Genomic DNA, 6385 nt, shown 5'->3' on the forward strand with positions numbered 1-6385 from the left:
AGACTATGGCTAACGTAGAAGCAAAGCAACAACAGCCTGATCTAGCTGAAAAGCTAATCGCGGTGAACCGTGTGTCTAAAGTAGTTAAAGGTGGTCGTATCTTTAGCTTTACTGCACTAACTGTAGTTGGTGATGGCGCAGGTAAAGTAGGTTTTGGTTATGGTAAAGCACGTGAAGTTCCAGCTGCTATTCAAAAAGCAATGGAAAAAGCACGTCGTAACATGATCAACGTAGACCTAAATGGCAACACATTACAGCATCCTGTTAAGGGACGTCATGCTGGCTCACTAGTGTTCATGAAACCAGCATCTGAAGGTACTGGTATCATTGCAGGTGGTGCTATGCGTGCAGTACTTGAAGTGACTGGTGTGCAGAACGTACTTTCTAAATGTTACGGTTCTACTAACCCAATCAACGTGGTACGTGCAACGATTTCGGCTCTTGAGAATATGAATTCTCCACAGTCAATCGCTGCAAAACGTGGCCTTCGCGTAGACGAAATACTGGGGTAACCATGGCAAATCAAACTGTAAAAGTAACACAAGTAAAAAGCTCTATCGGTCGTTTACCGAAACATAAAGCTACATTACGCGGTCTTGGTTTACGTCGTATCAACCACACTGTTGAGTTAGAAGACACAGCATGTGTACGTGGTATGATAAACAAGGTTTCTTACATGGTTAAGGTAGAGGGTTAATTCGATGCATTTGAATACACTTTCACCTGCTGCAGGTTCAAAAACTGCTCCAAAACGTGTTGGTCGTGGTATCGGTTCTGGTCTAGGTAAGACTGGCGGTCGTGGTCACAAAGGTCAAAAATCACGTTCTGGCGGCAAAGTACGCGTTGGTTTTGAAGGCGGTCAAATGCCTATGCAACGTCGTCTACCTAAATTTGGTTTTACTTCTCGCAAATCTTTAGTATCTGCAGAAATAAACCTTTTTGAAATCGCTAAAGTTGAAGGCGATGTGGTAGACCTAAGCGCGTTACAAGCAGCTGGTCTAGTTAAAAAGAACGTTCTTTTCGTTAAAGTTGTTAAATCTGGCGAAGTTTCACGCGCTGTTACCGTTAAAGGCCTTAAAGCCTCTAAAGGTGCTCGCGAAGCTATTGAAGCTGCCGGAGGCAAGGTAGAAGACTAAGGAAGTACTAATGGCTAAACCAGGTCAAGATACACAAAGTGCACAAGGTGGACTTTCGGAATTGAAGCGCCGATTACTCTTCGTATTGGGTGCTATCATAATTTACCGTCTAGGTTCATTTGTGCCGATCCCTGGGATTGACGCCGCTGTACTTGCCGATTTCTTCGAGCAACAAAAGGGCACCATTGTTGAGATGTTCAACATGTTCAGTGGTGGTGCTCTTGAGCGAGCTTCAGTGTTAGCACTGGGTATTATGCCGTATATCTCGGCTTCGATTATTACGCAACTATTAACGCATATGTATCCTCCGTTTATAGAGCTTAAGAAAGAAGGTGAGCAAGGGCGTAAAAAAATTAGCCAGTACACACGCTATGGCACGCTTGTGCTAGCTACTATTCAATCAATCGGTATTGCTTCTAGCTTACCGGGCATGATGGAGGGGTTAGTTGTTAACCCTGGTATGGGTTTCTATTTCACCGCAGTGGTGAGTTTAGTTACTGGTACTATGTTCCTTATGTGGTTGGGTGAACAAATAACAGAGCGCGGTATCGGTAACGGTATCTCTGTTCTAATATTTGTTGGTATTGTAGCTAACTTGCCGTCTGCTATTGGTTCGACAGTCGAAATGGCGCGCCAAGGTGATTTGAATGTTTTTGTACTGTTGATGGTTGCGGTAATCGTATTCGCTGTTACTTATCTTGTAGTGTTTTTCGAACGTGGGCAACGTCGTATTGTTGTTAACTACGCGAAACGCCAACAAGGTCGTCAAGTATTTGCTGCCCAAAGCACGCATTTACCACTAAAAGTAAATATGGCGGGTGTTATTCCACCAATCTTCGCTAGCAGTATAATTCTGTTCCCTGGTACAATTGCCAGCTGGTTCGGCCAAGGTGAAGGTCCAGTCGCTGATGTATTACAAGCTGTTGCTACTACGTTGACCCCAGGTCAACCGTTGTACTCGCTTGTTTTAGCTGCGGCTATTATCTTCTTCTGCTTTTTCTATACAGCGTTGGTGTTTAACCCACGTGAAACTGCAGATAACCTTAAGAAATCTGGCGCATTTATCCCAGGTATTCGTCCAGGTGAGCAGACATCTAAATACATTGATAAAGTGATGACACGCCTGACATTGGCAGGTGCTTTGTATATAACCTTTATCTGTCTGGTGCCTGAATTCATGACGATGGCGTGGCAAACGCCATTCTACTTCGGCGGTACATCAGTTTTGATTATCGTTGTAGTGATCATGGACTTTATGGCACAAGTACAGACTCACCTGATGTCTCATCAGTATGATTCTGTGCTGAAAAAAGCGAACCTTAAAGGCTACGGTCGATAAGGTCAGTTTACGGAGTTGAGCAATGAAAGTACGTGCTTCCGTTAAGAAAATATGCCGTAACTGTAAAGTTATTAAACGTGCTGGTGTAGTACGCGTAATTTGCAGTGAGCCTAAGCATAAGCAAAGGCAAGGTTAAGTAAACAGCGTGCAGGCTGAGTTTTCTCGGCCTGTGTTTTTAGTAGTAATTTGGTCTTCGTTTGAGTATCCTTACGGGCTTTTCAAACAGATGATTACCAAATTCGAATATAGGAGATGTGTTAGTGGCCCGTATTGCTGGCATTAACGTCCCTGATCATAAACATGCAGTTATTGGTTTAACAGCTATTTATGGCATAGGTAAGACTCGCTCTAAGGCTATCTTAGTAGCGACTGGTATCGCCGAAACCACAAAAATCGGTGAACTTTCAGACGAAATTCTTGACGTACTGCGTGATGCAGTTGGCAAGTACACTGTTGAAGGTGATCTTCGTCGTGAAGTTACTTTAAATATCAAGCGCCTTATGGACCTTGGTTGTTATCGTGGCCTACGTCACCGTCGCTCTTTACCACTACGTGGTCAAAGAACTAAGACTAACGCGCGCACCCGCAAGGGTCCTCGTAAGCCTATTAAGCGATAAGGGGATAGTATTATGGCTAAGACACCAATTCGTCGTAAAAAGGTTAAAAAACAAGTTGCTGATGGTATGGCTCATGTTCATGCGTCTTTCAACAACACTATTGTAACGATTACCGACCGTCAAGGTAATGCACTATCATGGGCTACTGCCGGTGGTTCAGGTTTCCGTGGTTCACGTAAATCTACACCATTTGCTGCTCAAGTTGCTGCAGAGCGTGCAGGTACTGCTGCTCAAGAATACGGTTTAAAAAATCTAGAAGTTTTCATCAAAGGTCCAGGTCCAGGTCGTGAATCTGCTGTACGTGCTTTGAATGCTGCTGGTTACCGTATTACCAACATAACTGACGTGACGCCAATACCACATAATGGTTGTCGTCCACCGAAGAAACGTCGCGTTTAACAATAGGTTAGGAGAAATAACATGGCAAGATATTTGGGCCCTAAGCTCAAGCTGAGTCGTCGTGAAGGTACTGACCTGTTCCTTAAGAGCGGCGTAAGAGCTATCGACTCTAAGTGTAAACTTGAGACTGCACCTGGTCAGCACGGCGCTCGTAAAGGTCGCTTATCTGATTACGGTTTACAATTACGTGAAAAGCAAAAAGTACGTCGTATCTACGGTGTACTAGAAAAGCAATTCCGTAACTACTACAAAGAAGCTGCTCGCCTTAAAGGCAACACAGGTGAAAACTTGTTACAGCTTTTAGAGCAACGTTTAGACAATGTTGTATATCGCATGGGTTTTGCTAGCACACGTGCTGAAGCACGCCAGTTAGTAAGCCATAAAGCGATTCTAGTTAATGGTCGTGTTGTGAACATTCCTTCATACGTAATTACTCCAGAAGATACTGTTGTAATCCGTGAGAAGTCTAAGACACAAGCACGTATCATCGCTGCTCTAGAGTTGGCTGAGCAACGTGAAAAGCCGACTTGGGTTGAAGTTGACGGTAAGAAACTGGAAGGCAGCTTCAAGCGCCTACCTGAGCGTTCAGATTTGTCTGCGGACATTAATGAACAACTAATCGTCGAACTTTACTCTAAGTAAAGTTAAGAGTTAAGAGAGGATAACATGCAGGGTTCTGTTACAGAATTTCTAAAACCAAGGTTAGTCGACATCGACGCTATCAACCCAACGCGTTCTAAAATAGTTTTAGAACCATTAGAGCGTGGCTTTGGTCATACTCTGGGTAATGCTTTACGCCGTATATTACTTTCATCTATGCCTGGATGTGCAGTAACTGAAGTTGAAATCGACGGTGTTTTACATGAGTACAGCGCGAAAGAAGGCGTTCAAGAAGACATCATTGAAATACTATTAAACCTTAAGGGTTTAGCAGTAACGTTAGAAGGCAAAGATGAAGTTTTTCTGACCCTGACTAAATCTGGTGTAGGCCCTGTTACTGCGGCTGATATTCAGCACGATGGCGATGTAACAATTGCTAATCCAGATCACGTTATTTGTAATTTAACTACAAATAACAGCGAGATCAGCATGCGTATTCGTGTTGAACGCGGTCGTGGTTATGTGCCGGCATCTAGTCGTTTATCCTCTGATGACGATGAGCGTCCAATTGGTAGATTGTTGCTTGATGCATCATTTAGCCCAGTTGAACGTATTGCGTACTCGGTTGAATCAGCTCGAGTTGAGCAACGTACAGATTTAGACAAGTTAATCATTGATATGGAAACAAACGGCACTTTAGATCCAGAAGAAGCGATCCGCCGTGCGTCTACTATCTTAGCTGAGCAATTAGATGCATTCGTAGATTTACGTGATGTAACTGAGCCAGAAGAGAAAGAAGAGAAGCCAGAATTCGATCCTATTCTACTTCGTCCAGTTGATGATCTTGAATTAACAGTACGCTCAGCAAATTGTTTGAAAGCCGAGCAAATTCAATATATCGGTGATTTAGTTCAGCGCACTGAAGTTGAGCTTCTTAAAACGCCTAATTTAGGTAAGAAGTCTCTAACTGAAATTAAAGACGTGCTAGCTTCACGTGGACTTTCTCTGGGCATGCGCCTAGAAAATTGGCCACCTGCAAGTTTAGCTGAATAATCTAAATCACTATATTAGTTTAGTTAGAAGGATAGGGTCATGCGCCATCGTAAGAGTGGTCGTCAATTAAACCGTAACAGTAGCCATCGTAAAGCGATGTTTAGCAATATGGCAGGTTCTTTGGTGAAACATGAAATCATCAAAACTACTTTGCCTAAAGCGAAAGAGTTACGTCGTGTAATTGAACCTTTAATCACACTGGCTAAGACTGACAGTGTAGCAAATCGCCGTTTAGCGTTTGCTCGCACGCGTGATAATGAAGTTGTTGGTAAGTTATTCAGTGAAATCGGTCCACGTAACGCGGATCGTCCAGGTGGTTACACTCGTATTCTTAAGTGTGGCTTCCGTACTGGTGATAATGCACCAATGGCTTATATTGAACTAGTTGGTCGCCCAGCGACTAGCGAAGCAGTTCAAGAAGACGCACAGTCTGCAGAGTAAGTCTTAAAGAAACCTAAAAGCCGAGCTTATGCTCGGCTTTTTCTTGTCTAAAATTTGTCAAACTATATGAACCAGTAATTACCTTCTATTGTGAGTACATACTGAATTGATAAGTTGTTTTGACAGCTGCTTTAATAGCTCTACCCAATTACTCTTCACTTACCATTCATTCAAAATAGCCTATCAGATTCTAGTCAAAGATCATTTCCACTATATATGTGATTTACAGCTATTAATAATACCGCTGCGAATTGAGCTACAAATAAAGCAAGCCTAACGAACTTTTTACTTATAGATCTGATTAGAAAATATAACGTGGTCTCTCTTATCTATATACCGGTACTAAGAACCTCATAGTAAAGTTAACTATTATGGCCCATGCAAACTTCCTTCTTAAATATGTAAAACTATTATTAAATATAGCCTGATCAATCCAATTATCCGCTTTTGATTAATTTAAATGATTTATAGCAATACGACTCTTACTCTATTGGTTAGTTTTTCCACATAGGTGATCGAAATATATCTCTACCTGTTAGTAGTTATCATAATTTTCATTTCAAATAGCTATAAGAACCTATTAACATTGGTAGTTTAGTTGTGTTTTTGAGCGTTTAGCTCAAATACTCAGCGAACAGCACATTATTTCAAGTTTTCTTCAAAAAAGGGTTGATCTGTTTTCGGATCTCCCTATAATGCGACCCCACTGAGACGGGAAACGCTAACGCATAGCGAGGCACGAACAACTCAGGGTGTTAAGTAAAACTTAGTTTGAATCTTTTTAGAAAGTTTAAACTTAA

General features: G+C 42.2%; 10 protein-coding genes. All 10 read left to right on the forward strand.

Annotated elements, in window-relative coordinates; all coding sequences use genetic code 11:
* Positions 1–5: 5 nt before the first annotated feature.
* The 10 genes from rpsE (at position 6) to rplQ (ending at position 5585) form a co-directional block, all read left to right on the forward strand.
* Positions 6–512 (forward strand): 30S ribosomal protein S5, encoded by a 507-nt coding sequence (rpsE, locus tag I6E80_RS18530; protein WP_002959485.1) that lies wholly within the window; start codon positions 6–8, stop codon positions 510–512.
* A gap of 2 nt (positions 513–514) precedes the next feature.
* The gene (gene rpmD / locus I6E80_RS18535) at positions 515–697 is read left to right on the forward strand and encodes a 50S ribosomal protein L30 (protein WP_002959482.1); all 183 of its coding nucleotides are present in this window, start codon (positions 515–517) and stop codon (positions 695–697) included.
* 4 nt (positions 698–701) lie between these two features.
* The gene (gene rplO / locus I6E80_RS18540) at positions 702–1136 is read left to right on the forward strand and encodes a 50S ribosomal protein L15 (RefSeq protein ID WP_002959480.1); all 435 of its coding nucleotides are present in this window, start codon (positions 702–704) and stop codon (positions 1134–1136) included.
* A 10-nt stretch (positions 1137–1146) separates the two neighbouring features.
* Positions 1147–2475, forward strand: a complete 1329-nt coding sequence (gene secY / locus I6E80_RS18545; protein ID WP_024599499.1) for a preprotein translocase subunit SecY — start codon at positions 1147–1149, stop codon at positions 2473–2475.
* A 22-nt stretch (positions 2476–2497) separates the two neighbouring features.
* Complete coding sequence (gene rpmJ / locus I6E80_RS18550; RefSeq protein WP_002959476.1) at positions 2498–2611, forward strand: 50S ribosomal protein L36; 114 nt, start codon at positions 2498–2500, stop codon at positions 2609–2611.
* Positions 2612–2735: 124 nt separating this feature from the next.
* Entirely contained in the window at positions 2736–3092 is a 357-nt protein-coding gene (gene rpsM, locus I6E80_RS18555) for a 30S ribosomal protein S13 (protein ID WP_007584664.1), read from the forward strand.
* A 12-nt stretch (positions 3093–3104) separates the two neighbouring features.
* On the forward strand, positions 3105–3491 hold the full coding sequence (gene rpsK / locus I6E80_RS18560; protein WP_002959471.1) for a 30S ribosomal protein S11: 387 nt from the start codon (positions 3105–3107) through the stop codon (positions 3489–3491).
* A 21-nt stretch (positions 3492–3512) separates the two neighbouring features.
* A complete protein-coding gene (gene rpsD / locus I6E80_RS18565) occupies positions 3513–4133 on the forward strand; it encodes a 30S ribosomal protein S4 (protein WP_002959461.1) in 621 nt (206 codons plus the stop codon).
* 24 nt (positions 4134–4157) lie between these two features.
* Positions 4158–5144 (forward strand): DNA-directed RNA polymerase subunit alpha, encoded by a 987-nt coding sequence (gene rpoA / locus I6E80_RS18570; RefSeq protein ID WP_002959452.1) that lies wholly within the window; start codon positions 4158–4160, stop codon positions 5142–5144.
* Between the two features lie 39 nt (positions 5145–5183).
* Positions 5184–5585, forward strand: a complete 402-nt coding sequence (gene rplQ / locus I6E80_RS18575) for a 50S ribosomal protein L17 (protein WP_002959450.1) — start codon at positions 5184–5186, stop codon at positions 5583–5585.
* Positions 5586–6385 lie beyond the last annotated feature (800 nt).

It is taken from the genome of Pseudoalteromonas sp. NSLLW218 (assembly GCF_015864775.1).
Lineage (GTDB): Bacteria > Pseudomonadota > Gammaproteobacteria > Enterobacterales > Alteromonadaceae > Pseudoalteromonas.

Bases quoted from the DNA above. Each gene is read 5' to 3' on its own strand.
- rpsE (WP_002959485.1), top strand. From the start codon at position 6: ATGGCTAACGTAGAAGCAAAGCAACAACAGCCTGATCTAGCTGAAAAG.
- rpsK (WP_002959471.1), top strand. From the start codon at position 3,105: ATGGCTAAGACACCAATTCGTCGTAAAAAGGTTAAAAAACAAGTTGCT.
- rplQ (WP_002959450.1), top strand. From the start codon at position 5,184: ATGCGCCATCGTAAGAGTGGTCGTCAATTAAACCGTAACAGTAGCCAT.
- rpmJ (WP_002959476.1), top strand. From the start codon at position 2,498: ATGAAAGTACGTGCTTCCGTTAAGAAAATATGCCGTAACTGTAAAGTT.
- secY (WP_024599499.1), top strand. From the start codon at position 1,147: ATGGCTAAACCAGGTCAAGATACACAAAGTGCACAAGGTGGACTTTCG.
- rpmD (WP_002959482.1), top strand. From the start codon at position 515: ATGGCAAATCAAACTGTAAAAGTAACACAAGTAAAAAGCTCTATCGGT.
- rplO (WP_002959480.1), top strand. From the start codon at position 702: ATGCATTTGAATACACTTTCACCTGCTGCAGGTTCAAAAACTGCTCCA.
- rpoA (WP_002959452.1), top strand. From the start codon at position 4,158: ATGCAGGGTTCTGTTACAGAATTTCTAAAACCAAGGTTAGTCGACATC.
- rpsD (WP_002959461.1), top strand. From the start codon at position 3,513: ATGGCAAGATATTTGGGCCCTAAGCTCAAGCTGAGTCGTCGTGAAGGT.